A 26,713-nucleotide genomic window follows, 5' to 3' on the forward strand; every position below is an offset into this window, starting at 1 on the left:
TCACGAAGGCCCAGCCCGACCTGTTCACATCCATGAACGGAGTCTGTTATAGTGATTATGTTCATCCATAAGAACGCTGTTCGGGACGCTAATATGGCCGGAGTCACAAGTCAACGGCCGGATGGAGGAGCGCGGATGCCGCAGCAGGAAGCCGCTGTCACGGTGGCGAACGGCGCGCCTGAACCCGCCGGGGTGAAGTCGGCCAGGCGGGCGATCGACCTGATCGAGACCTTCGCCGCGAACGACGTCTGGCTTTCGCTGTCGGACCTGCACGCGCGCACCGGTTTCCCCAGGTCGAGCCTGCACGGCCTGCTCCGCACCCTGCTCGAAGCCGGCTGGCTGGAAGTGGACACCAACACCGCCCGCTACCGACTCGGCGTCCGCGCGCTGATCTGCGGCACGGCTTACCTGGACCGCGACCCGGTCGTCCCGTACGCGACCGAGGCGCTGGAGCGGATCCGGGAGAAGACCGGTTACACGGCGCATTTCGCGCGCCGCGAGGGCACCGACGTCGTGTACCTGGAGACGCGCGAGTCCCGGCACTCGACGCATCTCGTGTCCCGCGTCGGCCGCACGCTGCCCACCCACGCGACCGCGCTGGGGAAGGCACTGCTGGCCGAACTGACGCACGACGAGATCGACGGCCTCCTGACCGGGGAGCTGTCGGCGCTCACCCCGAACACCATCACCACCGCCGAGGCGCTGCACGCCGAATGCGCGAAGACCCGCGAACGGGGCTATGCCTCGGAAATCGAGGAAGGCAGCCTCGGCGTCCGGTGCGTCGCGGCCGTGATCCCGTACCGCATCCCCGGCACCGACGCGATCAGTTGCTCCATGCCGGTCACCGAGGTCACCGACGCCGACGCTCAGCGCGTCGGCGAGCTCCTCGCCGAAATCACCGCGGAGCTCGGCCAGCAGCTGCGCCGCGCCGGCATCCGCTGACCTGTTTCGTACTTTCCTTCACTGACAAGGGGTTCACATGGCAGACCAGCGCGTCCTGATCACCGGTTCGGCGGGTATCGTCGGCACCCTGATGCGGCCGCGGCTGCGCCGTTCCGGACGGGTGTTGCGCCTGCTGGACCTGGCCGCGCAGCCCGAGGCGGCGGGCGGCGAGGACGTCGAGCTGATCACCGCTTCGGTGACCGACCCGGACGCGATGGCGCAGGCCTGCGCCGGTGTCGACGCGGTGATCCACCTCGGCGGGCACAGCCGCGAGAACTCGTGGGAAGCCACGCTCGACGTGAACATCAACGGCACCCACACCGTCCTCGAAGCCGCGCGCGCCGCCGGTGTGCCGCGCGTGATCCTGGCTTCCAGCAACCATTCCGTCGGCTTCCGGCGCAACGACGAAGCGGGTGAGAACGGCCTCCCCGCCGACTCCACCCCCCGGCCCGACACCTACTACGGGGTCAGCAAGGCGGCCATCGAAGCACTCGGCAGCCTGTACCACTCGCGGTTCGGCATGGACGTGATCGTCATCCGGATCGGCTCCTGTTTCGAAAGCCCGCTCGTCCTCGGCCCGCGCGGCCTGACGACGTGGCTCTCCCCCGACGACGGCGCCCGGTTGTTCGAGGCCTGCCTCAGCTACCCCTCCCCCGGCTACCGGCTGATCTGGGGCGTCTCCGACAACACGCGCCGGATCTACTCGCTCGCCGAGGCCGAGGAGCTGGGCTACAAATCCCTCGACGACGCGGAGACCTACGCCGCCCAGCTGGCGGACATGCCCGCGCCGACCGGGGTGGCGGCGGAGTACGTCGGCGGGCCGTTCTGCACCGCGCCGCTGGGGGCGCACAACCCGCTCTGAGGTCTTTCGGTGACGCGAAGCCAACATGGTGACGCCGGGTGAGGACTGTGTGGAAATAGGGACACTCAACGTCCCTATTTCCACACAGTGCCGGCCCCCTCAGCCGGTCATGCGATCGCCGAGCCGTCGCGCGAGATCGGCCAATTCGTCGTCGGGGACGTCCAAGTAGCCGCGCGCGGGGTCGAACACCGCCGTCTGCTGCTGTTCGTAGGGGATGCCGGGCGGCAAAGGCGCGAGGTGCCAGTGGACATGGCGATTACCCTGCCGGCTCCCCAAGGACAGCACGTAAAGCCGTTCGACGGTCAACAAGTCGCTCAACGCGCTGCCCGCACGGTGCACGACCCGCTGGATGGCCAGGTACTCGTCGGCGGTGAAGTCGCCGATCGCGTGCTCTCGATGCTTGATCGGGGCGACGAGAAAATGCCCGAGCACGGACGGAAAGCGGCTGGCGAAGACCACCGCGTCGGCATCCCGATAGGCGATGTGATGCGGGTAGTCGGGGTTGCCGTCGAGAAGTTCACAGACGAAGCACGCTCGGCGGGCGAGATCGAGATAAGCGTCGGCCTGCCACGGGACACGGTCGGTCATACCCCATGCCTACCCTGGACCCGCCCGGCCACCGCGAGCACGAGCGGCGCCGCCAGCCAGCACAAGTACGCCCAAGTGCCCCCGGTCAGGAACGAAACAGGCACGGAAACCCCGAACACCGCCGCCAGGCACACACTGCGCACCAGGTTCTGTACGAACGCCCGCGGCGGCGCGTCCGTGCGGTAAAGATGTTCGCGGCGGATCTCCCGGATGATCAGCGCGAACGTCGAGGACGCCAGCACCTGCACGATGGCGTACAGGCTGAACCGGGGCGGGAAGGCGCCGTCCGCGGTGATCACCCGGGTCGCGAACGGCGTCAGGACCTGCATGAACAGCCAGGCCAGGGTAAGGCTGATCAGGCGGCTGTTCAGTGAGCGGACATATCCGAAGATCTCGTGGTGCGCGCGCCAGTGTGCGGCGATCACCACGAAGCTGACCGCGAAGGCCAGGTACTCCTTTCCGTGGTCCCACACCGAACTCAGCATCGCCTCGGTGGTGTCGCCGGCGGGGACGTGGAGTTCCAGCGCCAGCAGGGTGAGCGCGATCGCGATCACCGCGTCGATGAACATGGTGAGCCGCTCGGGAGGGGCCTGAGTCGCCATGATGAAGAAATCTCCCTCTGGGTCAGGCGACGGTTGCCGGACGGAGCTTCCGGGACCGCACGGCCAAGATGATCATCACGGCGGGGATGAGCAGGTCATTGGCGAGGACACCGCCGGTGTTGCCGGGGCTGTGGACACCGTTGGCGAACCATTGGTAGACGTGGCCGGCCAAGGCTCCCCACAGGAACATCCCGGCCCCGAGCCCGATGGTGACGCGTTCGCGCGCGGAGGCCGAGGCGGCGCGGAATCCCATGACGGCCAGCCCGAGGTTGGCGAAGGCGATCTCGAACAGGAAGGGCGTCCGGTCGAAGCCGATGGCGGTGGCCATGACGTCGGGGAAGGCGAGGAACGCGACCGTCATCCACAGGCTGCCGAAGCCCAGGGCGCCGATCGCCCACCAGCGCTGCCAGATCTCCAGCCGTTCCCGCGCCGACGGGGCGTGGCGGGCCCGCAGGAACGCGCCGATGGCCGGCACCAGCATCCAGACCAGGGGGAAGGCGGATTGGGCAAGGTAAGAGAAGTTGCTCATGCCTTCAGTCTTACCTAGTTAATATTAACTCGTCAACAATGAGGTATAGTGACCCTCGTGGATGACGGACTCGCAGACCTGTTGCATCGCGTGGTCATGCTGCTGGGCGAGAACGCCCGGCGGCGCACCGAAGACGCCGACGGCCTGACCTACAGCCAGATACGGCTTCTGGGCACGCTGGAGGAGATCGAGCCGGCGACGCAGCATCGGCTCGCACAGGCGCTTTCGGTGTCCGACCCGGCGATCAGCCGGGCGCTACGCCCACTCGAAGCGGACGGCCTGGTACTGATCACCGTCGACCCCGAACACGCGCGCCGACGGCTGGTCCGCCTCACCGAGGCCGGCCGGAAAGCCTTCCACGCCGCCGGAAAACCGCTCTACGACGAGTTCCGCACCGCCCTCGTCGCGGCGGGCTTCCCCTACGAGCGCTACCTCGAAGACACCCTCCGGCTGGCCGAGCTCCTCTCGCCGGATCAGCGCACGCGGCGCTGATCGGGAGCCGCCCACCCGTTGATCACGGCGAGCAGTTCGAGATAGCGAACCCGCCGGGGATCGTCGGCGCTGTCCAGCCAGGGCAGATCTCGCCGCGGGGCAGCTTCGTAGCCTTCGGCGAGACGTCGCATGAGGGCACGGAAATCCGGATCCCTGGCCAGCTCGGCCAGTTCCACCCAGGCGTCGACCTGTTCGGCCGCGGGACTTTCGGGCAGTTCTGGCGTCAGCGTGCGGGCGATCCCGGCGAATCCGGGATGCTCGAGACCGCCGAAGACGGCGTCGAGGAAGTCGCCGATCAGTCGGCGGCGTTCCTCCTCGGTCAGCTTGGCCAGGTCGTGCATGAGAGTGATCTCCTCGGGAGTGGCTCCGCGCCGGGTCACGGCTTTCAGCACCGCGTGACGGAGACGCAGCACGTGGATCTGCGCTTCCAGCGCCCGCATATGCGCCTCGGCGACGTCGGGAAGGGCGGCTTCGCTTTCGGCGACCTTCCGGATCGTGGCCAGGTCGAGTCCCAGCTCACGCAGGGTGCGCACGAGCTCCAGGCGGGCGAGCGCGTCGACGTCATAGCGGCGATGCCCGGACGCGGTGCGGCCGGACGGGGCCACGATGCCCCGGTCGGAGTAGAAGCGGATGGCCTTGACCGTCAGCCCGGTCCGCCGGGACAGCTCGCCGATCGAGTACCGGGGGTCGTCCATTCGCCTACCCTCGCACCTCCCCTCGGGGGAGATACAAGAGCGATCACGACGAGGGCGCGGGTCCCGTCAGGCAGTGCTGCACGAGCGGGCCGAACGTGGCGACCAGCTCGTCGACGGACGACGACGCGATCGGCTCGATCCGCACCAGATACCGGGCGACCGCGAGCCCGAGGATCTGCACGTTGACCATGCCCGCCCGGATCGCGGCGTCCGGGGTGTCCAGCAGCGCCGCGAGTCTGCCGGTGATCTCCCGGTCGATGAACTCGCGCAACAGCGCCTCGGACCGCGGGTCGGCGGGGGCCGACCTCGTCAGCATCATCAACGGCGTGCGGTCGGACTTGTCGAGGTTCTCCACCAGGGTCCGGACGACACGCTCGCCGATGGTGCCGAGATCGCCGTCGAACAGCGCTTCGACGGCGGGCGGAACGTCGCCGGACATCTCGATCGCGGCGCTGAACAGGCCCTGTTTGGTACCGAAGAAGTAGAACACCATCGCCGGGTCGACCTCCGCCGCGGTGGCGATCATCCGCACGGTGGTGCCGCCGTAGCCGTGCTCATGGAACAGCTCGCGGGCGACCCGCAGGATCCGCTGCTTGCTCTCCACACCGGACCGCCAGCGCCCGGGACGGCGGTTGTTCTCGTCTTCTGTCATGACGGCCGAAGCCTAACACCGATTTCTTCACCACTCGATGAAGTTTGCCGGTACCGTGTTCTTCATCAGGCGGTGAAGAATGGGGTGGCGCGATGAAGGTGATCGTGATCGGTGCCGGTCTCGGCGGGCTGACGCTCGCTCACGGGTTACGCCGGGCGGGCGTCGACGTCGTGGTGTACGAGCGGGACGCCGCGTCCGGACGTCCACAGGGCGTGAGCCTGCACGTCGACGAGCGCGGCATGTCGGCTCTACGCGCATGCCTGCCACCGGCCCATTTCGCGATGGTCGAGGCCACCACGGGAGGACCGCGTGAGCAGACCTTGGAACTGTCCTGTTCGGACGGAGAGCTCGCGGTCACGGGCGCTCGGCCGTGCGACGGCGCGGCGGGCCGGGCCAGACCTGGCAGGCAGGTCCATCGGCCACTGCTGAAAGCGGTGCTGCTGACGGATCTCGACGACGTGGTCCGGTTCGGGGCGGAGTTCACGCGGTTCGAGCGGCGTGCCGACGGCACGGTCCGGGCGTGGTTCGCCGACGGCCGCACCGATACCGCGGACGTCCTGGTCGGCGCGGACGGGATCGGCTCGGCGGTCCGCCGCCGGTATCTGCCCGACGTGCGGGTGGTGGACACGGGACGCCGGATGATCATGGGCGCGACCCCGTTGCGCGCCGTACTCGGCACCGGCTTGCCCGGCCTGATCGGAGACAGCCCCGCCCGGGTCCACCTCCACGGCACGACGATGGTGCTGGGCGTGCTGCGGTTCACCGAGGCTCCCCCGGCCGCGCGAAAACGATGGCTGCCCGCCTTGCGTCGCACCGCGGCCGAAATCGAGGACTACGTGATGTGGGCCTTGCCCGCCACACGGGAGCCGGCCATGGAGCTGCCTCCAGCATTGCGGACGATCGTCGGCGAAGCCTGGCCGGACTTCACGGTCGCGCTGCGCGGCGGCATGATTCCGCCACCGCCGGTCTGGCCCGCACGTCCGGTGACGCTCCTCGGCGACGCCATCCACCTGGCGCCGGGATTCGGCGGCAATCTGGCGATGCGGGACGCGCGCCGTCTCTGCGAGGCGCTGGCCGAAGCACACCAAGGACGGCTCGGCCTGCTCGACGCGATCGGCCGGTACGAGGACACGATGCGCCGCGACGGTTTCACGAAGGTGAGCGCATGAGTCTCGGCATGCTGACCCAGAAGTCGCTGTCGTTGTTCAGCGCGGTGGGCGGCTGGCGCACGGTCGCCGAAGGTGTCGCGTCGCGGGTGCTGTTCCTCGTCGCGTACCTGGTGACCGGGCAGGTGCTGACGTCGGCACTGATCACCGTCGGCGGCGTGGTCGTGCTGGCCGTCGTGCGGTTGTTCACCGACCGCAAGGTCTGGCAACCGGCGATCGGGGTGATCGTGGTCGGGGTGTCCGCGCTGCTGGCCGGGAATTCCGGGCACGCGGCCGACTTCTACCTGAGCACGGTCCTCTGGCAGGCGGGCGGCGGCGTGCTGTTCGGAGTATCCATCCTGGTACGACGGCCGGTCGTCGGCCTGGTGCTGGGCAGGCTCCGCGGCGAACGCCGTACCTGGCGGCGTGATCGACGGCAGCGGCGGCGGTATTACCTGTGCACGGCGGTGTTCCTCGCGAAGTTCGCGATCGCCACGGCGGCGCTGGTGCCGCTGTACCTTGCCGGGACGGTGATCCCGCTCGGCATCGCCGCCACCCTGCTCGGCGGTGCGCCCGCGGCGGGCGTCTGCCTCTACCTGTGCTGGCGGATCCTGCGCGTGGAGCCGCGGACCGCCGGCTGACCCGGTTGCCAGGAAAGGTCCTTTCCTGGCAACCGCGCGCTCAGCCCACCGCGATCGACTGGAACTTCACCTCGATCCGCGGCGGTCCCGTCCCGTCGCCGGGGCCCTTCTCGTCGTCCACGCCACCGCGCGCGACCTTGTCCAGTGTCTGCAGACCGGCGTCCGAGATGCTGCCGAACACCGTGTAGTCCGGCGGCAGTTCCGCTTCACCGAAGACCATGAAGAACTGGCTGCCGCCCGAGTCCGGCGCCTGCTTCTTCGCCATGGCGAGGATGCCCCGGCCGTACCTGGCCTCGGGGAAGGCCTCGTCCGGAATGGTGTACCCCGGTCCGCCCATCCCGGAGCCTTCCGGGTCGCCGCACTGGAGCATTTGCAGCTCCGAGACGCCGAGCCGGTGGCACGAGGTGCCGTCGTAGTACCCCTGCTGCGCCAGCGAAAGGAAGTTCGCCACGGTGCACGGCGCGAGCCCGCGGTCCAGCGTCAGCCCGATGTCACCCGCCGTCGTCTTGAGTGTGACCGCCATCGTGCCGGACGCCGGGGTCGGGCCCGCCGCTGGTGGGTTCGCCTTCTTCGGTACCGGACCGGTGGAATCCGCCGGGTACGCGCAGTCCGTCGGATCCGCGAGCGGCGTCGAGCGTTTAGGCAGCTCGGTGCGGGCGGAGGGGATGTTCACCGGGCTCCGCGTCGCCGTGTCCTCCTGGGAGCTGGACGTCGGAGCCGACGATGACGACGCCACCGCGCTGTCGCCCTTCGAATCCGGCAGGAAGAACCCAGGCGCCACGAACCCGAGGATCGCCACGACGGCGACCACCACGACGAGTCCCAGCACCCCGAGCCCGACCCAGAGCGCCGTCTTGTTCGAAGACGGCGGCGGCTGTTGCGGCGCGCCGTACCAGCCTTGTTGCTGGTACGGCTGCTGCGGATAGGGCTGCTGCGGGTACGGCTGCCCCGGCTGAGGGCCGGGGTCGGGCGCCTGGCCTTCGGGCTCGCCCGGCTGCGGCGGCTGGGACATCGGTGCTCCTGTCGTCCGGAGGAAGTACAGGAACACTCTCGCGTATCGCCGTTCAGCAGGTCACGGCATCCCCCACGGCGCGCCGTCCCCGTTCGCCGGGACGGGCCGGATCTCGAAGTCCGGCCGGTCGCCCGCACGGTGCACGACGACCTCTTCACCGCGCCGCAGCTCGATCCGGACGTCCCCGTTCGGCAGCCGCCGCCAGCGTTTCGACCTCCCCCACCGGTCACGGACGGTCAGCTCCCCGTCGAGGTCCGTCCGCAGCACGCACGGCGCCCCCGCCTCACTGGTGATCTTGACCCACCGCGTCTTCCCGCCCTGCCGGGAGGCGCTGAGCAGGAACGCGCCCTCCGTGCGGAAGTCGCGCAGCGCGGCGTCCGCCCATTTCGCCGGTACGGCCGGGAAGAGCCGGATCACGCCGCCCCAGCTCTGCACGAGCATGTCGTGCAGCGACTGCGCGGCCGAGAGCGGCGTCTCGATCACCGGGCCGGATTCCTTGTACATCGTGTTCGGCTGGATGTAGCGCCGCTGCAGTTCGCCGAGGTAGAACTCCGCCTTCTCGCCGCGCAGCATCTGCGCCGACATCGACGCGGCACCGGTGAACGTGTATCCCTGCAACGCCCCCTCGAAGCCCACCCAGTGGTCGAGCGAGGTCTCGATGATCCGCCGGTGCTCCGGCCGCTCCCAGGTGATCTCGTACAGCGGGTAGATCTGCAGCAGATGCGAGTAGTGCCGATGCGACTTCGCGAACGGCACCCCCGCGCCGATCATGTAGCCGTTGGCATCGGCGGGATACGGGACGAGCGTGGCCAGGACCTCCCGCCACCGTCGCGCGAGCGGATCGTCGACGCGCAGTTCCGCCGCCGACTCCAGCAGGGTCTTGCAGCCCCACCGGATCAGCGCGAGGTCGTAGTTGCAGTCGGGCGCGTTGACCCCGTACTCCGGGGAGAACGTCGCCGGAAGGTGCAGCTTCCCGTCCGCCCCGGGGGCCAGGAAATGGAGGTAGTAGTTGATCGCCTTGCGCAGCAACGGGAACAGGGTGTCCCGCAGGAGACGCCGGTCCATCGTGTGCCGATAGGACAGCCAGACGTTGTGCAGCGCCCAGGTGAGGTTCCCGACCTCCGGTGTCGGCGTCGCCTTGCCCGGGATGCCGACCGGGAACCCCGCGTTCGTCCCGACGGCGCCGTTGAGCAGGTTCATGTCCGTCGTACGCGGGATGCCCGCCGAGTCGTGCTGGTACGGCTCGGCGACCTGGCTGGTCAGGTTCGCCCGGTACTTGCCGAGCGCGTGGCCGACGGCGTCCAGTTCGAGGTGGTTGGATCCGTGGATGAGCCAGTACTCGAGCTGGACGTTGAGGTTCCACCACGTCGCGGGCCACGGGGTCGGTTCCAGCCACGGCCCGCAGGTCGCCATCACCGGCGCCTCCCGGCGCGCGGCGGAGGCGATCTTGTACAGCTGGATCCAGTAGAAGCTCTGGAGCCGGGTGTCCGGAATGGACAGGAAGCCGTGCCGGTAGTAGTCGTGCCACCAGCGACGGTGTCCGGCCACCAGCACCGGGAACGGCTCGGCGTGACGGATCGTCTTCAACGCCTCCCGCGCGGCGGTCCTCTTCGGATACGACCAGGCCACGGACGTGTACAGCGTCCGCTTCGAGCCCTGGGCGACCTCGCGCCACGCCGTGACATGCTCACCGCCCGCCAGCAGGCCCTGCACGGAAAGCCTGCTGTCACCACTGCTTTCCAGGCTCGCGGGCGGGTTGGCGACATACCCGGCGGGCGGCGGCTTCCCGAACTTCGGATCCGTTCTCGGGCTCACTGCCTCTGCCGGATGGAAGACCCATCCGAATCCGCGCTCCCCCTCGGTCGGCTCGACCTCGACGGCCAGCAGCGACCGTCCGGTGTGGACGATAGCCCGCAGCGACAGGCTGCCCGCGGCCGTGGTGATCGTGCCACTGAGTTCGGCGTTCCAGAGGTCCATCCGCCAGTCGATCCCGGTGATGGCGCCGACCGGTTCGAGGGTGAAATACCCGATCGGCAGCCGCGCGAGCCCGAACAGGGAGCCGAACTCCGGCCGGTGGTCCTGCACCTCGCTGTGCTGGACGTTGAACCGGACGGCGTTCCGGCCGGGTTCGGCGTAGATGCCCGAGCCGAGGAAACCATTGCCCAGAAAGGGGCCTTCGTACCAGGTCTTCGGCATCCGGCGCCAGATCAGGTCGGCCGTGCCGAGGAAACCGGGCCAGTCGAGGCCGCCGAGCGCGAAGTCGTTCTCCACCGCCGACGCGGACGGCGCGAATCCGGCCGCGGCCACACCGGCCAACGCCCCGCCGAGCACAGTCCTGCGAGTGATGTCCATGCTCATACTCCCCATGCCGGAGTTCCACGGTCACCAGGTACGTCACGCGGCTCCAGGTCCGGACGCGCGCCGCGCCGCGCGACGACCGCCGTCCCGCCGCGGCGGAGCGGGATCGAGATCGTGCCTGGGCCCGTGTGACGCCAAGGAATCCGCCGTCCGCGCGCGTCACGGACCTCGATGTCGCCCGGTATCCCGTGCCGCAGGGTGAGCGGCTCCCCCGCCTCGCTGCGGACGCGGATCCATTCGGTCGCGCCGTTCCGGCGGGAGGCGTCCACGAGGAACGCCCCTTCCGTGCGCAGGCTTTCGAAGGACGCGTCCGGCCACGCCGACGAGACCGACGGGAAGACCTTGAGCACGCCGTGGTCACCTTGCAGGAGCATGTCCACAATGGACTGCGCGGCGGTGATCGGGCTCTCGATCGCGAGGTTCGCCCCCTCGCGGTACATCGTGTTCGGTGTCAGCTGGGTGTTGTCGACGACGGTGCCGTCGAGGAAGATCTTCAGGTAGCGCAACGCTTCCTCGGGCTCGTCCATCACGGAACTCATCGACGACGCCGCCGCGAAGCTGTAGCCGTGCCATTTCTCCTGCGCGCCCGCCCAATGCGCGAACGTGCGGCGCATGACATCCCGGTCGCCGGGACGGTCCCAGAGTTTCTCACGCAGCGGATAGAGCCAGAGCAGATGCGAGAAGTGCCGATGCGAGCCGGCCAGTGGGACACCGTCGCCGATCATCACGCCTTGGGCGGGATCCTGGTGGTACGGCACCAGTTTCTCGCCGATCTCCCGCCACGCCGGCACCCGCGGATCGTCGATCCGCAGCTTCGCCGCCGATTCGACCAGGGCGCGCGCGGCCCAGCGGATCAACGACAGGTCGTAGGTGCAGTCGGCCGCGTCGGCGTACTCGGGCGACCGCGTCATCGGCAGATGCAGGGCACCGTCCGGGCCGGTCGCGAGGAAATGCCGGTAGTAGTTGAGCGCTTTGGCCAGTGTCGGATAAAGGACGTCGCGCAGGACCTTCTGGTCCATGCTGTGCCGGTACGCGAGCCAGACGTTGTGCAGGCCCCAGATGAGGTTCCCGGTCTGGTCGTTCTTGGTGGCGGGCCCGGGGATCCCGACCGCGCGGGTGCCGCCGGGCCGCAGCCGCCAGTCACCAGGATGCGAAAGCGCGTACGTGTCGCCGTCCCGGTAGGCGGGAGGCACCGAGAGTTCGAGGTTGGCGTGGTCGCGGCGGAAGGTCGCGGTGACGGCGTCGAGTTCGGGATGGTTGCTGCTGTTGACGATCGGATACGTGACCTGGACGTTCAAGTTCCACCACACCGCCGTCCAGCTGTTGCCGACCTCCGGGAACCACGGCCCCCATTCGGCGACCACCGGCCCGTTCGCGCGGGTGGCGCACGCGGTCTTGTACAGCTGGATCCAGTAGAACCGCTGGATCCGTTTGTCCGGAATGGACACGAAGCTGCGGCGATAGAAGGCGTTCCACCAGCGCCGATGGCCGGCGACGAGCAGGTCCGGGATCGTCGCCGACGCCCGATCGACCCTGGTGATCGCCTCCGCTGTGTGCGTCGGCTCGGGGAACCCGTACGCGACCGTCGCCGCCAGGAGCCGTCGCGTGCCGATGGTCCGCTCACGCCAGGCCGTCGTGTACCCACCTCCCGCGTGGAGCGGCTGCTCGCAGTACCGGACGGCGCCCGCACTGGCGAGCTTCGGATCGGGATTGGCCGTGTACTCGGGCGGTTTGCGGATCGTCCTGGTCGTCGCCGACTCGAGCGGTGTGAACCCCCACTCCGCTGCCGCCTCCCCGGTGAGCGAGACGAGGAGGAGGTCCTGGTCGTTGTGGACCAGCGCGGAGAAGCGCACCGAGCCGCGGGTGGTGGTGATCGTGCCGCCGAGTTCGGCGTTGTACAGGTCGAGGTGCCAGTCCACCGCCGTGATCGCGCCCTCGAAGGTGAGGGTGAGGTAGCCGATCGGGAGGCGCGAATACCCGATGGCCGCTTCCCACTGCCCGCGCTGGTCCTGGACGCGGGAATGGCTGAGCATCACCTTGAGGACGTTCGGCCGCGCCCCCGCGTAGAACTGGACGCCGAGGAAGCCGTTGGCGAGGAACGGACCCTCTTGCCAGCCCGTCGGCAGCCGCTTCCAGACCATGCGCGCGTCGTCGACGATCCGGCGATGGACGTCTTGCCCGGCGAGTGCCGGTGGCGCCCCCTGCGCCCAGAGCCCGCCGAGCGCCGCCGCCCCCGCCGCGACCCTCAGCATCGATCGCCTGGACAGCTCGGCCATGGGTCGCCTCCAGATTCATACTACGTTTACCGCAGATCAAGTCCTGGCGACCGGCATGTTTCCAGAAATAGTCGAGCTTTGGCCACCCCTTTCACTCGCGCAGCGGTACAGACATCCGATGTCTCATCGGACAATTCATGTACCGTTGAGTAAATTCGCCTTCAGTGCCCGGACCGCCGCGCCGGACACGCCGCGCTGCCGTGCCCAGCCGGCGAAGCCTCCGAAATCGTCCTCGACGCTGTCCAGCAAGGCGTTGATCGTGCTCTCGGTGCACCGGAACAGTTCCTCCGGCAACCGGAGCGAACGGAAGCGCTCGATCACCCGGGGAAGGCTGTACGCGCTGCGCAGGTAGTCCTGGACGATCAGTTCCCGCGGTGCCCCGGCGAGGCCGAGCGCGAGGGCCGTGACGATCCCGGTCCGGTCCTTGCCCGACGCGCAATGCACCACGACGGGCCGGGCCAGCAGGACCGCCAGGATCTCGATGGCGACCGAAAGGTTGTCGTCGTGCCGGAGATGGTCCGCGTAGATCTCCTCCAGCGCGTTCGACTGTCCGCTTTGGACGGTCCGCAACGGCACGTTGACGTAGCGGACGCCAGGCAACTCCGCCCGGCCCGCGCCGACCGTCTCGGCACTGGAACGAAGGTCGAGGACGCCCTCGATACCGAACCGGTCGAGCAGGAGCTCTTCGTCCGTCCCGGTCAGGGCCTGCAAGGTGTCGCTGCGGAACAGCCGTCCCCGCCGGATCGGCCCGCCGCCCGCGTCGCGGAAGTTGAACGCGCCGGTGAGCGCGGAAGTCACCGGGACTCCTCGCCGAACGTGATCGTCCCCGCCGAGCCGTCGACGGTGATCACCCGGCCGGTGGTGATCAGCACGGTCGCGCCGGGCACGCCGACCACGGCCGGGATCCCGTGTTCCCTGGCCACGGTGGTGCCGTGGGAGACCATCCCGCCCGTTTCGGTCACGAGCGCGGCCGCGGTCAGGAACAGCGGCGTCCAGCCGGGGTCCGTCGTCGCGGCGACCAGGATCTCGCCCGGTTCGATCCGCGCCCCCTCGGGATCGTGGATCACCCTCGCCCGGCCGGTCGCCGTCCCGGCCGCCGCGGCCAGCCCGGTGAGGTCACCTTCGCCCGCGTCGGATTCGAGGGCGGGCACGGTTCCGTCGGAAAGCAGGACCGACGGCACCCGCGGCCTCCGCGCTTCCCGCTCCCAGATCTCCCGCCGTCGCGCCACGGTCGCCCGGAAATCCCTGCCGTCCAAGGCTTCCCGAACCTCGGCGAGGTCGAGGAACATCACGTCATCGGCCTGTTCGAGCCCGACGATCTCCTCGCCGACGAGGAGCAACTGCTTCCGGAGCGCGGCGAAACCGCGCATGAGACAGAACTTCGGGAACTCGCGCAGTCCGCGCAATCGCCTCGACCTGCGGAGCAGGAAGCGACCCAAGATCGCGCGGTGCGCTTTGGTCACCGGAAGCCGCCCGGTGAGTTCGACGATCCGCGCCTCGGCCGCCGCGGCCGCGTGCTCGAAGCGGGTTTCCGCGTTCTGCTCTTCACCTTCCGCACGCAGCAGATTCGCCAGCATCGCGAAAACCGGCTCGGGATCTTCGGCCCAGCGAAGTACGCCGAAGTCGATCTCCGAGGTGGCACGGCAACCGTACTCCGCCAGGAACGCCGCGACGCCGTGCTGGACGACGTCCGGCAGGGTTCCCGCGACCTGTTTGGCGGCCAACTCGCCGGGCGCGGTGTCCAGCAGCAGCCCGGACGCCTCGTCGTCACGCCGGATCGTCTCCGCCGTGCGCCACAACGCCAGATCCATCTCGGTGGTCGGATTGTGCGGGACACCACGGAAAACGGTGGCGATCTCCTCCTCGTCCACATAGCCACGAAGCAACCGCCCGGCCAACTGCCCGCCGGACCCGCCCGCGGTATTGGCGTCACGAGGGAGATCCGCCTCGATCCGGCAGACGTCGCGCCGGACGGAATCCACAAAGGACAGTCGTTCCGAGGCCGTCGCTTCGGCCGGCCCCGCGAAAGCGGCGAGCCGTCGCTCGGCGTCGCGGACGACCTTGGCGCGGGCCTGATCCGGCCACAGCCACGCGAAGAGCATCCGTCCCCAGCGGCGTCGCGGCTTCTTGGGCGGTGTGTCCGGGACGGAAGGGAACCGCTGGTCACGGCCGAGCTGCTCGACCAGCTTGCCCGACGGCGCCGCGAGATTGTCCATGAACGCGGCCATCTGCGGCCGCTTCGCCGGGCTCCGCACGCCGTCGGTGATGTCCCAGAACAGCCACCCGTCCACGTCGATGATCTCGTCGGAGAAGCCGAGCGCGCTCATGTACGTCGCCATCCCACGCTGGCGCTCCCGGATCATGGACGCGCCCATCGGCGTGAAGGGGCGATCGATCCCCTGGTAGACGTTGACCGACCAGTACGCGCGCGGCTCCCCCTCGCTCTCCGGGACCGGGAACAGGGTGGTGATGTGCCGCGACTGGGTCAACCACAGTTCACCGTCGCCGTCGAACGCCCACTCGACGTCCTGCGGCGCGCCGAAATGCTTCTCCAGCCTTCTGCCGACCGCCGCGAGCTCACCCAGCTGTGACGGCGTCAGGCAGCCCTCGCCCGTTGCGCCTTCGGAACTCAGCAGGTAGTGGTCCGGCTTCACCGCACCGGAAACCACCGCCTCACCCAATCCGGGCGCGGCGTCGACGACGATTTCGGTCCGGTTGCCCGAAACCGGATTCGCCGTGTACAACACCCCGGCGCACTCTGCGTCGACCATTCGCTGAACGATCACCGCGATCGCGGGAGCGCGATCGGCGTCGTGCGCCGCGCGGTACCTGACCGCCCGGCCGGACCACAACGAAGCCCAGCACCGGCGCACGGCCGCGAGCACCTCGTCCGCACCCCGGACGCCGAGGAAAGTGTCGTACTGCCCGGCGAAACTCGCGTCCGGCAGATCCTCGGCGGTCGACGACGACCGCACCGCGACCGGACCGTCCCGCGAAAGCCGTTCGTACGCCTCGACGATCCCGGTTTCGAGCCAGGCCGGGAGCGGCACGTCCGGCCGTCCCTCCATATCGTCCGCGAGCACCTGCCGGTACGCGGCGGTCGTGACGCAGAAGCCCTCCGGCACCGGGAAACCCGCCGAGATCATTGCCGCCAGATTCGCCGCCTTGCCGCCGACGAGGTCCCGCGGACAGCCGTCCGCCTCGACGAGCTGGAGAATCACTTTCGTTACCTCCCAGGGAGTTCGCTTGGCCTGAGCTTGCCTCCTCAACCTGGGTTGAGTTCAAGTACGTTCATCGAATTCGCGGCGTCGAGCCTCATACGCCTGGCGAAGCTCCCGAGCGACTGCCTCGGGCTCCGACCTGAGACGGCTGGGCAGCGTTTGCAGGACGGCGATCCCTGCTGCGGCGTATCTGGCGTTCCTGTCCAAGGTCTTCGCGTAGTCCGCCTTCGCAAAATGGAAGTCATAGGAGTCGATCTCCCAAGCGAGGGCGGCTTCCTTGAAGTAGCCGTCGGGTGTCGCGATGTACTCGCCCTTTTCGTCTCGGAGCTCGTGGTTCCAGAGCGGTTCGGGCAGGCCGGAGAGCCGCCAAACGCGCATCGCGTCGATTTCGGCGACAGACCGTGCCCCTCTGAGGACATCACCCAGTACCTGGCGTGGGATCGCCGTGCCGCGATTACTTCCCGCGTCGAGTTCTTCCAGCAACTTCGCCGGACTCAGCCCACCTGATTGCACTGCCTCGGTGAGCAAGGCTGAGATCCCGCTTGGTGAGCGGAGCCTCCTGCACAAGTCGAGGACGGCTCTGGCGAACGGCGCCACCGGAACTCCGTCGTCGAACCGCCGCGGCGGCATCCGCGTCGTGCGCTCCACGATCACGAATCCAGAGCTGCTGATCTTGTGTTCATGCGGGACCAGTAGATGCACATGGATCGGTCCCGCGGGCACCGAGCGCAGGCCCTGGCGGCGGCAGACGGCCGCACCGGTGACCACGGCATCCCGGCCGGCGTAGAGCAACGCGGCGTCCACCAGCTGCCGGTGGTCAGGCTCCCCGCTGCCGAGCAGGAGCACACCCGGCAACAGGCGTCGCCAAGTACGTCCCGGTTGACAGCGGCGATAACAGGTCCTGGCGGGTACGCCGAGCTGCACGAGCCGGGCGACGGTGATCACGCCACCGCGACTGTGTTGGTAGAGCCGTTCGGGATCGTCGGCCCACGCTCCGATTTTCACCCCATGATCGTCTGAGCTTTCGACGGCGTCTCGCCAGTGCCTCCAGCAATCTGTGGACAACTCGCCGCGCCGGCACCGCCTGTGGACAACTCGCCGGATGTCCTGAAGGCCACCTTTGAGACGTTGGATGTCTCAAAGGTGGCCTTCAGGACATCCGGCGCCGATCAGGCCGCGGGAGCGAAGCGTCAGGGAAGCGGAGGCAGCGCCGGAGCGTCCAGCCAGGCATCGAAGAAAGAAGCAAGCGACCGCCCGGCAAAGCGTTCAGCGAGCGCGACGAAAGCGGCAGTGGTCACCAGGCCGTGCCGGTTCTCCAGCGCCCAAGCCTTCACCAGCGGGAAGAACACCGCGTCGCCGACGGTACAACGCAAGGCGTGCAACAGAAGGCCGCCGCGTTTGTACACCCGCTCGTCGAACATCCGCGCCACGCCGGGGTCGGCGAGGCGCAGGTCCGCGGGTTTCGCCTTCATCCGCGCGTGCCACGTTTTCGCCCACGCGTGCGCGTTCTGTCCGCCGGATTCCTCGGACCAGAGCCATTCCGCGTACGTCGCGAAGCCTTCGTTCAGCCAGATGTGCCGCCAGTCGGCGACGGTCAGGCTGTTGCCGAACCATTGGTGCGCCAGTTCGTGCACGACGAGCCGCTCGTGCGTGCGCCGTCCGTCGACGTGGTTGGCGCCGAAGATCGACATGCCCTGCGCTTCGATCGGGTCGTCGAGGTCGTCGTCGGTGACGACGATGACGTACTCGCCGAAGGGGTACGGCCCGAACAGCCGCTGCAGCGACTCCATGATCTGGCCCTGCCGCCCGAAATCGCGCGAGAAGGCCCGGCGCAGGCGCGGCGGAACGGCTGCCCGCTGCGGGACTCCGCCGGAGGCGAGCACGATGTCGTCGTACCGTCCGATTTGGACACTCATCAGGTACGTCGGCGTCGGCTCGGGCCGTTCGAAGACCCACTGAGTGGTGCTCGCGCGCGTGTACCGGGAGACGAGATTCCCGGTGACGGCCACGAGGTACGGCGAAGACGTCGTGAGCGCGACACGGTACGTCGCCTTGTCCGCCGGATGGTCGTTGCACGGGAACCACGACGGCGCCCCGACCGGCTGGCTCGCGACGAGTGAGCCGTCGGTCAGTTCGTCCCAGCCGATGTCGCCCCACAGTCCCGGAAGCGGCCGCGGATTCCCGACGTAGTGAACCTCCACCAGGAACTCGCTGCCGAGCGCCACCGACTTCGCCGGCTTCACCTGCAGCTTGTGCGCTCGGCGCGTGTACTTGGCCGGTTTCCCGTTGACGAGCACCCGGTTGATCCGGAATTCGCCGAAGTCGAGCGTGAACCGCGACAGTGCCTGCGTCGCCTCCGCGGTGATGGCCGCGGAGGCGGACAACCGGTTGGGACCGATCTTGTAGTCCAGCTCCAGATCGTAGTGCCGGACCCGGTAACCGCCGTTACCGTGACGGGGCAGATAGGAGTCGCCGGAGGTTTCCGCGCCGGGCGAGGGCTGCGCGGAGGCCTTCGAAATCACCCGCGAAGAACCCCGCTTCCCTACTTCGTCCAGGCCGAGATGGGATTACCCAGCCAGCGCGAGTCGGCGGGAACCGCGTCGCCCCGGGTCACCAGGGAGCCCGGTCCGACGGTCGTCCGCGCGCCGATGCTCGCGCCAGGCAGCACGATACCGTGTGGCCCGAGCGTCGCTCCCTCGTCCAGGGTCACCGGCGACATCGTCATGATCCGGTCGTGGAACAGGTGCGTCTGCACGACACAGCCACGGTTGATCGTCGCGCCGTCGCCGAGGCTCACCAGGTCCGACTCGGGCAGCCAGTACGTCTCCAGCCACACGCCGCGCCCGATCTTGACGCCCATGGTCCGCAGCCACGCCGGCAGCAGCGGCGTGCCGCCGAGCGAGCCGATCAGCCACGGCACGGCGAGCGCCTCGACGAAGGTGTCGGCGAGTTCGTTGCGCCAGACGAAGGAGCTCCACAAAGGATGGTCGACCGCGCGGAACCGGCCGACCAGCAGCCATTTCATCGCGGTGGCGGTCAGCGCGGCGACGGCACCGGCGGCGAGCAGCAGCGGCCCGCCGAGCAGCACCGCGACCAGGAAGCCGAAGGACGACGCCAGCGCGAAGATCCCCGCGGCCACCAGCACGGTCAGCGCGACACCGCACATCACCGGCACGATGCGGCAGAGTTCGACGAGCGCGCGGGCCACCTTCAACCGCAGCGGCGGCGTGAAAGTGCGGCTCGTGTCGGACTCGCCGACCGACCGGCGGACCGGCAGCGGCGGCATCCCGAGGTACGACGAGCCCTTCTTCGCCTTGAGCGGGGCCGACGACAGCACCCCGACCAGACCGCGTTTCGGCACCGAACGTCCCGGCGCGGCCATCCCCGAGTTGCCGAGGAACGCCTGCTTGCCGATCCGCGCCGGCGCGACGTGCAGCCAGCCGTGGCCGAGCTCGTAGGTGGCGACCATGGTGTCGTCCGCGAGGAACGCGCCGCTGTCCACCTGGGTCATCTTCGGCAGCGCGAGCACCGTGGACGCCTCGACGTTGCGGCCGACCTTCGCCCCGAGCATCCGGAGCCACACCGGGGTGAACAGGCTGGCGTACAAGGGGAACAGCCCTTCCCGCGCCATGCCCATCAGCCGCTCGGTCGCCCAGACCTGCCACGCGACGCGGCCGTGCACGGGGTGGTAGCCCTCGACCATGCCGATGCTCAGCGAACGGACACCGACGAGGACGAGCAGTGCGTAGGACAGGAAGTACGCGACGGTCGCGAGCGGCGTGAACAGCAGCGCCTGGCCGAGCGCGGCGCCCAGGGACGAGGCACCGGCGATCGCGTAACCCAGCACGGCGACGGCGGGCAGGGCGGCGACGGCGGGCAGAAGCCCCAGCGCGACCGAAGTCGCACCGTAGACCGAAGACCAGAAGCGCGAACGCGGCGGACGGCTCGACGGCCACTTCAGCGAGTCCTTCGTGGCACGGGCGGCGGGGGCACCGGCCCAGCGCTGCCCGGCCGGCACGTTGCCGCGCACGGTCGACCCGGCCGCGATCTCCCCGCCCTTGCCGATCCGCGCGCCGGGGAACAGCGTGCTGCGCGCGCCGATCCGCGCGTCGGCGCCGATCCGGATCTTGCCGATGTGCACGAGATCGCCGTCCACCCAGTGCCCGGACAGGTCGACCTCGGGTTCGACGGCGGCACCACGGCCGAGTTTCAGCATGCCGGTGACCGGCGGCGGGGAATGCAGGTCGACGTCCTTCGCGATCCGCGCGCCGAGAGCCTTGGCGTACGTCGTCATCCAGGAAGCGCCCGCGACGCTGTCCGCACCGCTGAACTCGGCGAGTTTCTCGGCGGTCCACAGTCGCAAGTGGACACTCCCGCCGCGCGGGTAGCTGCCGGGACGGATGCCGCGCAGCAGCAGCCGGGAGCCGGTCGCCGAGATCGCGATCCGCCCGGCCGGGCTGAACAGCGCGATCCACGCGGCCGCGATCCACGCCCAGTTCAGCGTCGGCGCCCAGGCGAAACCGGCCAGCGACAGCACGTTCGACAGCGTCGCGGCGATCGTCGTCCAGCGCAGGCCGACCAGGCCCATCAGCGGGATCATCAGCAGCGACTGGATGATCCCGGCCTTGCGCGGGGTGGGCGCGATGTCGCGGCGTTCGGTCTTCTCGCCGCTCAGCGCGTCCAGCATCGACGCGAGCGCGCCGAGCTTCGGGTTGGCGTAGATGTCGCTCACCGACACCTGCGGGTGCCGGGTGCGGATCCGCGCGATCAGCTGCGCGGCGGTCAGGCTGCCGCCGCCGTTGGTGAAGAAGTCGGCCTTCGGGTTGTCGACCGAGACGCCCAAGATCTCCGCCCAGCCCTCGGCGAGCCAGCTCTCCGTCGGCGACAGACCGGATTTCGCGGCGTCCACGGTGGACAGCGGCCAGGGCAGCGCGTTGCGGTCGACCTTGCCGGAGGTGCGCGTGGGCAGATCGTCGATCAGGGCCAGCAGCGGGACGAGCGCGGCGGGCAGCTGCTCGCGCAGCCGGGTCGCGGCCTCGTCGTGGTCGAACTCGACGCCTTCGGCGGGCACGACGTACCCGACGAGCACCTGGTTGCCCGCCTTGGTGCGGCGGACCGCGGCGGCGGCGCCCTGCACACCCGGCAATGCCTGGAGCGCGGCGTCGACCTCGCCGAGTTCGATCCGGCGGCCGCCGAGCTTGACCTGTTCGTCGAGACGGCCGAGGAACAGCAGACCCTCGGCTTCGGCGCGGACCATGTCACCGCTGCGGTACGCGCGGCGCCAGCCCAGCGACGGCAGCGGCGCGAACTTCTCGGCGTCCTTCTCCGGGTCCAGGTAGCGGGCCAGGCCGACGCCGCCGATGACCAGCTCGCCGGTCTCCCCCATCGCGACCGGCTCGCCCGCCTCGTTGACGACGGCGAGCTGCCAGCCCACCAGCGGCAGGCCGATGCGAACCGGACCCTCGCCGGTCATCTGCGCGGCGCACGCGACTACGGTGGCCTCGGTCGGGCCGTAGGTGTTCCAGACTTCGCGGCCTTCGACGGCGACGCGTTCGGCCAGCTCCGGCGGGCAGGCCTCGCCGCCGAAGATCAGCAGGCGGACGTCTTCCAGCGCGTCGGCGGGCCACAGCGCGGCCAGCGTCGGCACGGTCGACACGACGGTGATGCCCTGCGCGACCAGCCACGGGCCGAGGTCGACGCCGGTGCGCACGAGCGAACGCGGCGCGGGGACCAGGCAGGCGCCGTGCCCCCAGGCGAGCCACATCTCTTCGCACGACGCGTCGAACGCGACGGACAGCCCGGCGAGCACGCGGTCTCCGGGGCCGATCGGCTCCTCGGTGAGGAACAGCTGCGCTTCGGCGTCGACGAACGCGGCGGCCGAAGCGTGCGAGACCGCGACACCCTTCGGCTTCCCGGTCGAACCGGAGGTGAAGATGATCCACGCGTCATCCGTCGGCGCGGGCGAGCCCTCGACGCCGCTCGGCGAGCCGACGACGGTGATCGCGCCGCCATCGGTGACGACGGCGGCGACGTCGGCCTCGCCGAAGACCAGCTCGGCGCGCTCGTCCGGATCGTCCGCGTCGACCGGCACGTAGGCGGCGCCGACGGACAGGATCGCGAGGATCGCGACGTAGAGCTCCGCGGTGCCGGAGGAGATCCGGACGCCGACCCGGTCGCCGACGCCGACGCCGTTGGCGGTCAGCTTGCGGCCGTAGGCGTCGATCTCCTCGACGAGCTTGCGGTAGGACAGCGTGCTCTCGCCGTCGTCGATCGCGCCCGCGTTGGGGTGGCGGGCGGCGGTCTCGGCGAGGATGTCGAGCAGGGTGCGCTCACCGGCGCCGAGACCGGACCAGAACAGGGCACGGTCGGCGACGGGGGCGGGCGAGGGAGCGACGGTGACGTCGGCGACGCAAGCGATCGGCCGGGAATCGGCGGTCAGTGTCATCGGGCGGTCACCACGGGCAGGACAGAACCATGGGCGCTCAAGCCCATCACACACCTTTCGCGAAGTGCGTCATTCGGGCTCGCTCTCCGAATGAGGCGCCCGCTAGCAGACCAATGACTTTACCGCAGGTGAACGACATATCTCGGGAGGGTCTCGGCGGAGTGTCGAACCTCACCGGCGGACACGCCGAAACCCGAGGTCATCGGCGTGTCCACCCAGTGAAATATCCACCTACATCGTGAGAAATCAGCGGGTCTTAGGTTTTCCGGACGCTTTTCCGCCCGCCTTGGGCCTTTGCTTCTTTTCCCGCACCCGGACATTCACCCGGACGGGGGTGCCTTCGAAACCGAAACGCTCGCGGAACTTCCGTTCGATGAACCGCCGGTAGCCCGCCTCGAGGAATCCGGTGGTGAACAGGACGAGCGTCGGCGGCCGGATGCCCGCCTGGGTCGCGAACAGCACCTTCGGCTGCTTGCCGCCGCGCACCGGCGGCGGGGTCGCGGCGATGAGGTCGGCGAGCCAGCCGTTCAGCTGACCGGTGGGGACACGCTGGTCCCAGGACTTCAACGCGGTCCGCAGCGCGGGCGCGAGTTTGCGCACCGACCGGCCGGTGAGCGCCGAGATGTTGACCTTGTCCGCCCACGGCACCCGCACCAGGCCACGGTCCAGTTCACGGACCATGGCGTGGCGGCGGTCCTCGTCGACGAGGTCCCATTTGTTGAAGGCGAGCACGCAGGCGCGGCCCGCCTCGACGACCATGGTCAGCACCCGCAGGTCCTGCTCCGAGAGCGGTTCGGCGGCGTCCAGCAGCACGATCGCGACCTCGGCCGCGTCGATCGCGGTCTTGGTCCGCAGCGACGCGTAGTACTCCGCGCCGTTGGCCGAGTTGACCCGCTTGCGCAGACCGGCCGTGTCGACGAACCGCCAGGTCTCGCCGTCCAGCTCGACCAGCGAGTCGACCGGGTCGACGGTGGTGCCTGCGACCGAGTCCACGACGGACCGCTCCTCGCCGGAGAGCTTGTTCAGCAGGCTGGACTTGCCCACGTTCGGCTTGCCGACCAGCGCGACGCGGCGCGGGCCGGTGGTGGCGCGGTCGCCGTCACGCGGCATCGACGGCAGCGCCTTGACGATGGCGTCGAGCAGGTCGCCCGAGCTGCGCCCGTGCAACGCGCTGACCGGGTACGGCTCGCCGAGGCCGAGCGACCACAGCGACGCGGTGTCGGCGAGGAGGCGGTCGTCGTCGACCTTGTTGGCGGCGAGCAGCACCGGCTTCTTCGAGCGGCGCAGCACCTTGGAGACGGCCTCGTCGGTCGCCGTGGCGCCGACGCTGGCGTCGATGACCAGCAGTACCGCGTCGGCGGTGGCCATCGCCATCTCGGCCTGCGCGGCGACGGAGGCCTGCAGCCCGGTCGCGTCCGGCTCCCAGCCGCCCGTGTCCACCAGCGTGAACCGACGGCCCGCCCAGAACGCGTCGTAGGCGACGCGGTCCCTGGTCACGCCGGGAACGTCCTGCACGACCGCCTCCCGGCGGCCGAGGATACGGTTCACCAGGGTCGACTTGCCGACGTTCGGCCTGCCGACGACGGCGAGGACCGGCTGCGCGAGCTGCGCCTCCTCCTCGGCCTCGCCCGCGGCGATCTGCGCGTCGAGCGCGGTGAATTCGGATTCGTCGGACCAGGAGCCGTCGATCTCGCCGACTCCGTCAAGCTCTGTCATTTTCTCAATCCTGTCGCGTGTCTCGGAGCCCGTGCTCCAAGCGCCATTCGTCCAGTGCCTTCACGAGGTCCGCGAGCGCGATGCGAAGCCGCTCGGTTCCCTCCTCCAGCCCTGTCCTTCCCTTCCCGATCGCGGGAGTGAAAGGTTCGCCGACCATGATGTCGACGCGTGGCCGCCAACGCCGTTTGGCGCTGGCGGGTTTGTACGTCCCCCGAGTGGCGACCGGAACCACGGTCGCGTTCCCGGCGCGGACCAGGAAGGCCGCGCCGCGCTCGAAGTTTTCGGCGTCACCGAGGCCGCGGGTGCCTTCGGGGAAGATCCCGACCGCACCGCCGTCCTCGAGCACCTTGACCGCCGCCATCAGCGGCTTGCGGTCCACCGCCCCCCGTTTCACCGGGATCTGGCCCAGTTTCGGGAAGAACCAGCCGACGAACCCCCGGAAGAGTTCCTCCTTGACCAGGAACGCCGTGCGCCTCGGCAACATTCCGAAGAGCAGCTGCGGTTCCACCATCGAGCTGTGGTTGGCGATGAACACCACCGGACCCGACACCGGGACCCGCTCGGCGCCGTGCACCCGCACCCGGAACGCCGGCCGGACGATGAACTTCGCGATCCCCCGGCCGAACGTGTGGATCGGGCCGCTCGCGCCCTCGGGAAGGCCTTTCGCGCTCACCTCGTCGCCTCGGCCGGGCAGCCCTCGAGAAGACCACGGTGCAGGGCGAGTTCGGCCAGCGCGACGATCACCTGGTCGATGTTGAGCGCCGAAGTGTCCACCTCGACGGCGTCCTCGGCGGCACGCAAGGGCGAAGCCGCCCGCGTGGAGTCGAGGCGGTCACGCCGTTCCACCGCCGCCTTCGCGACGGCATGAGTGGACTCGCGACCGGCGGCGGAGTCCTGCGCGCTGCGGCGTGCGGCGCGGACCTCGGCCGACGCGGTGAGGAAGATCTTGAGCGGGGCGTCCGGCGAGACGACCGTGCCGATGTCGCGGCCTTCGACCACGATGCCGCCGACCCGGCCGAGCACCTCGGCGATGATCTCGCGCTGCCGGGTGACGAGCAGTTCGCGGACCGCCGGGACGGCCGAAACCGGCGAGACCGCGGTGGTGACGTCCGCTCCGCGGATCTCGGCGGAGACGTCTTCGCCCGCCAGGGTCACGGTCGCTTCGTCCGGGCTGGTCCCGATGCCGAAGTCGGCCTTCCGGGCGACGTCGGCGATCGCGTCCGCGTCGGTCAGGTCGGTTCCGGCGCGCAGGACGGCGAGGGTCACCATGCGGTACATCGCGCCGGTGTCGAGGTAGCCGGCGCCGAGCTTCGTCGCGAGCTTCCGCGAAACCGTGGATTTCCCGGTTCCGGACGGGCCGTCCATCGCGACCACACCACGCAGGGCTCCCGCCACCGAAACACTCCTCAGCTCATCCGTCGCTCATCTGATCGACGTCCATTCTGCCTGGTGGCACGCGACACGCCTCAGCCGCCCACGGCGAACCGGTCGACGAGCATGCCGATGCGTTCCGCGCGCGCGCCCGCCGGGAGCCGGCGGCTGCGTTCGAGGGTGACCAGGCCGTGCAGGGCGGCCCAGAAGGTCTCGGTGTAGAGGGCGGGGTCGTATCGGCCGGCGACCGGGCCCACGACTTCGAGCAAGGCGCCGAACGCGTCCTTCAACGGCGCCGGGCTGTCCGGACTGGCGAAGCTCAGCTCACTGGCGAGGGTGAAGATCGCGTCGTAGAGCGCGGGTTTGCGGTCGGCGAAGTCGAAATAGTTCCCGGCCAGCCGCAGCAGCGCCTCACGTGAGCCCTCCGCCGCCCTCGCACCCCTCCGCATGTCGGCGGCCATTTCGGTGCACCCTTCGAGCGCCGCGGCCGCCATGATCGCCCCCTTGCCGGAGAAATGGCTGTAGAGCACGGGCTGGCTGTACTCGATCTTCGCCGCCAGCCGCCGGGTGGTGACCGCGTCCCAGCCCTCCTCCTCGGCGATCTCGCGGGCGGTGGTGACGATCAGCTGTTCGCGTTGCGAGCGATCCCGCTCGCGCCGGGGGTTCGTGACCATACGAATATGCTAGCACCGCTAGACAAGCTAGCAGTGCTAGCGCTAATCTCCGTCTCATTCCTAGCACTGCTAGCTTTTGGAGTCGGAGACCATGACCCGCACCAAGATCGCTTATGTCCTGTCCGCCGCCCTCGTGCTCTTCGTCCTCTACTTCGGGAGCGGTTACGTGTTCTTCCCGGCGACCCAGACGGGCGGCTTCGGGCTGCCGGTGATGCCGTCCGATGGCGACCCGATCCTCGCGGTCAAGGGCGTCCGGGACATCGGCACGGCGCTCGTGGTGCTCGCGCTGATCCTGTTCCGGAACGCCCGCGCGCTGGGCTGGGCGATGCTCGCACTGGCGTTCATCCCGTTCGGCGACATGCTGATCGTGTTGACCCACAACGGATCCGTTGGCGCCGCGCTCGGCATCCACGGCGCGACCTGCGCCCTCATGGTCGTGATCTCGGCGTTGTTCCTGATCCGCCCGGCGCGAAACGGACAGTGAGTTACTGT

23 protein-coding genes are annotated in these 26,713 nt (G+C 69.4%); 6 read left to right on the forward strand and 17 right to left on the reverse strand.

Annotated features, from left to right (window positions below; genetic code table 11):
* The first annotated feature begins 135 nt into the window (after positions 1–135).
* Together ACFWIW_RS20220 and ACFWIW_RS20225 are read left to right on the forward strand one after the other, a co-directional pair.
* Positions 136–942 (forward strand): IclR family transcriptional regulator, encoded by an 807-nt coding sequence (locus ACFWIW_RS20220; RefSeq protein ID WP_378369833.1) that lies wholly within the window; start codon positions 136–138, stop codon positions 940–942.
* Between the two features lie 37 nt (positions 943–979).
* Positions 980–1,804 (forward strand): NAD-dependent epimerase/dehydratase family protein, encoded by an 825-nt coding sequence (locus ACFWIW_RS20225; protein ID WP_378369834.1) that lies wholly within the window; start codon positions 980–982, stop codon positions 1,802–1,804.
* 99 nt (positions 1,805–1,903) lie between these two features.
* On the opposite strand, the gene ACFWIW_RS20230 is transcribed toward ACFWIW_RS20225, so the two are convergent.
* The 3 genes from ACFWIW_RS20230 to ACFWIW_RS20240 are packed head-to-tail and all read right to left on the reverse strand — an operon-like array spanning position 1,904 to position 3,523.
* Positions 1,904–2,392 (reverse strand): HIT family protein, encoded by a 489-nt coding sequence (locus tag ACFWIW_RS20230; protein WP_378369835.1) that lies wholly within the window; start codon positions 2,390–2,392, stop codon positions 1,904–1,906.
* Positions 2,389–2,994: a TMEM175 family protein gene (locus ACFWIW_RS20235; RefSeq protein WP_378369836.1), complete on the reverse strand. Its 606-nt coding sequence runs from the start codon at positions 2,992–2,994 to the stop codon at positions 2,389–2,391. The genes ACFWIW_RS20230 and ACFWIW_RS20235 overlap by 4 nt, the downstream gene beginning before the upstream one ends.
* A 22-nt stretch (positions 2,995–3,016) precedes the next feature.
* A complete protein-coding gene (locus ACFWIW_RS20240; RefSeq protein ID WP_378369837.1) occupies positions 3,017–3,523 on the reverse strand; it encodes a DUF6790 family protein in 507 nt (168 codons plus the stop codon).
* Positions 3,524–3,580: 57 nt separating this feature from the next.
* On the opposite strand from ACFWIW_RS20240, the gene ACFWIW_RS20245 reads away from it, so the two are divergent.
* The gene (locus tag ACFWIW_RS20245) at positions 3,581–4,015 is read left to right on the forward strand and encodes a MarR family winged helix-turn-helix transcriptional regulator (RefSeq protein WP_378369838.1); all 435 of its coding nucleotides are present in this window, start codon (positions 3,581–3,583) and stop codon (positions 4,013–4,015) included.
* Here the strand turns inward: ACFWIW_RS20245 and ACFWIW_RS20250 are convergent.
* Both ACFWIW_RS20250 and ACFWIW_RS20255 read right to left on the reverse strand, forming a co-directional pair.
* The gene (locus ACFWIW_RS20250; RefSeq protein ID WP_378369839.1) at positions 3,997–4,710 is read right to left on the reverse strand and encodes a MerR family transcriptional regulator; all 714 of its coding nucleotides are present in this window, start codon (positions 4,708–4,710) and stop codon (positions 3,997–3,999) included. The genes ACFWIW_RS20245 and ACFWIW_RS20250 overlap by 19 nt on opposite strands.
* A gap of 43 nt (positions 4,711–4,753) precedes the next feature.
* Positions 4,754–5,362 (reverse strand): TetR family transcriptional regulator, encoded by a 609-nt coding sequence (locus ACFWIW_RS20255; RefSeq protein WP_378369840.1) that lies wholly within the window; start codon positions 5,360–5,362, stop codon positions 4,754–4,756.
* Between the two features lie 92 nt (positions 5,363–5,454).
* Here ACFWIW_RS20255 and ACFWIW_RS20260 point away from each other — a divergent pair, with 92 nt between their 5' ends.
* Both ACFWIW_RS20260 and ACFWIW_RS20265 read left to right on the forward strand, forming a co-directional pair.
* Positions 5,455–6,531, forward strand: coding sequence for an FAD-dependent oxidoreductase (locus ACFWIW_RS20260; RefSeq protein WP_378369841.1), 1,077 nt, complete (start codon positions 5,455–5,457; stop codon positions 6,529–6,531).
* Positions 6,528–7,148 (forward strand): DUF3159 domain-containing protein, encoded by a 621-nt coding sequence (locus ACFWIW_RS20265; protein WP_378369842.1) that lies wholly within the window; start codon positions 6,528–6,530, stop codon positions 7,146–7,148. The genes ACFWIW_RS20260 and ACFWIW_RS20265 overlap by 4 nt, the downstream gene beginning before the upstream one ends.
* 40 nt (positions 7,149–7,188) lie before the next feature.
* Here the strand turns inward: ACFWIW_RS20265 and ACFWIW_RS20270 are convergent, their stop codons facing one another.
* From ACFWIW_RS20270 to ACFWIW_RS20325, 12 genes are all read right to left on the reverse strand, one after another.
* Entirely contained in the window at positions 7,189–8,160 is a 972-nt protein-coding gene (locus tag ACFWIW_RS20270) for a peptidylprolyl isomerase (protein WP_378369843.1), read from the reverse strand.
* Between the two features lie 60 nt (positions 8,161–8,220).
* Positions 8,221–10,512 (reverse strand): glycoside hydrolase family 95-like protein, encoded by a 2,292-nt coding sequence (locus ACFWIW_RS20275; RefSeq protein ID WP_378369844.1) that lies wholly within the window; start codon positions 10,510–10,512, stop codon positions 8,221–8,223.
* A gap of 2 nt (positions 10,513–10,514) precedes the next feature.
* On the reverse strand, positions 10,515–12,794 hold the full coding sequence (locus tag ACFWIW_RS20280) for a glycoside hydrolase family 95-like protein (protein WP_378369845.1): 2,280 nt from the start codon (positions 12,792–12,794) through the stop codon (positions 10,515–10,517).
* A gap of 135 nt (positions 12,795–12,929) precedes the next feature.
* Positions 12,930–13,592, reverse strand: a complete 663-nt coding sequence (locus ACFWIW_RS20285; protein WP_378369846.1) for a tyrosine-protein phosphatase — start codon at positions 13,590–13,592, stop codon at positions 12,930–12,932.
* Entirely contained in the window at positions 13,589–16,015 is a 2,427-nt protein-coding gene (locus ACFWIW_RS20290) for a PEP/pyruvate-binding domain-containing protein (protein ID WP_378369847.1), read from the reverse strand. The genes ACFWIW_RS20285 and ACFWIW_RS20290 overlap by 4 nt, the downstream gene beginning before the upstream one ends.
* Before the next feature lie 60 nt (positions 16,016–16,075).
* Positions 16,076–17,020: a hypothetical protein gene (locus ACFWIW_RS20295; RefSeq protein ID WP_378369848.1), complete on the reverse strand. Its 945-nt coding sequence runs from the start codon at positions 17,018–17,020 to the stop codon at positions 16,076–16,078.
* Between the two features lie 185 nt (positions 17,021–17,205).
* Positions 17,206–18,537 (reverse strand): M1 family metallopeptidase, encoded by a 1,332-nt coding sequence (locus ACFWIW_RS20300; RefSeq protein WP_378369849.1) that lies wholly within the window; start codon positions 18,535–18,537, stop codon positions 17,206–17,208.
* Positions 18,538–18,557: 20 nt separating this feature from the next.
* On the reverse strand, positions 18,558–22,460 hold the full coding sequence (locus tag ACFWIW_RS20305; RefSeq protein ID WP_378369850.1) for a Pls/PosA family non-ribosomal peptide synthetase: 3,903 nt from the start codon (positions 22,458–22,460) through the stop codon (positions 18,558–18,560).
* Positions 22,461–22,706: 246 nt separating this feature from the next.
* Complete coding sequence (gene der, locus ACFWIW_RS20310; protein ID WP_378369851.1) at positions 22,707–24,176, reverse strand: ribosome biogenesis GTPase Der; 1,470 nt, start codon at positions 24,174–24,176, stop codon at positions 22,707–22,709.
* 4 nt (positions 24,177–24,180) lie between these two features.
* Positions 24,181–24,849 carry a lysophospholipid acyltransferase family protein gene (locus tag ACFWIW_RS20315; RefSeq protein ID WP_378369852.1) on the reverse strand — a complete coding sequence of 223 codons (669 nt, stop codon included), beginning with the start codon at positions 24,847–24,849 and terminating at the stop codon, positions 24,181–24,183.
* Complete coding sequence (gene cmk, locus ACFWIW_RS20320; RefSeq protein WP_378369877.1) at positions 24,846–25,550, reverse strand: (d)CMP kinase; 705 nt, start codon at positions 25,548–25,550, stop codon at positions 24,846–24,848. The genes ACFWIW_RS20315 and cmk overlap by 4 nt, the downstream gene beginning before the upstream one ends.
* Before the next feature lie 92 nt (positions 25,551–25,642).
* On the reverse strand, positions 25,643–26,221 hold the full coding sequence (locus ACFWIW_RS20325; RefSeq protein WP_378369853.1) for a TetR/AcrR family transcriptional regulator: 579 nt from the start codon (positions 26,219–26,221) through the stop codon (positions 25,643–25,645).
* 91 nt (positions 26,222–26,312) lie between these two features.
* Between ACFWIW_RS20325 and ACFWIW_RS20330 the strand changes: the two genes are divergently transcribed.
* Positions 26,313–26,705 carry a DUF4267 domain-containing protein gene (locus ACFWIW_RS20330; protein WP_378369854.1) on the forward strand — a complete coding sequence of 131 codons (393 nt, stop codon included), beginning with the start codon at positions 26,313–26,315 and terminating at the stop codon, positions 26,703–26,705.
* The last annotated feature ends 8 nt before the right edge of the window (positions 26,706–26,713 follow it).

The sequence above is a fragment of the Amycolatopsis sp. NPDC058340 genome (genome assembly GCF_042723975.1).
In the GTDB taxonomy this organism is placed as follows: domain Bacteria; phylum Actinomycetota; class Actinomycetes; order Mycobacteriales; family Pseudonocardiaceae; genus Amycolatopsis.